This is a genomic window from Streptomyces sp. SID1328, assembly GCF_009865595.1.
Lineage (GTDB): Bacteria > Actinomycetota > Actinomycetes > Streptomycetales > Streptomycetaceae > Streptomyces > Streptomyces griseoluteus.
Map to the genome: position 1 here is coordinate 1 of NZ_WWKH01001065.1, position 260 is coordinate 260.

At 63.8% G+C, this 260-nt stretch carries 1 pseudogene; it reads left to right on the top strand.

Features of this window, described 5'->3' with window-relative positions:
* A pseudogene (locus tag GT030_RS34190) lies at positions 1–260 on the top strand (hypothetical protein); the annotation flags it as partial.

The window sequence follows — 260 nt, forward strand, 5'->3', positions numbered from 1 at the left end:
CTCTGGGACCTCACCACCGGCCAACCCATCGCCGAACCCCTCACCGGCCACACCAACTTCGTGAACGCCGTGACCTGCACAACCCTGAGAAACATCCCCATCGCCGTCAGCGCAAGCTGGGATAAGACCGTCCGCCTGTGGAACCTGAACACAGGCCAACCCATCGGCCAACCCCTCACCGGCCACGCTGGCCCTGTCTACGCCGTGGCCTGCACACTCTTGGACGACACACCCATCGCCGTCACTGCAAGCTGGGACAA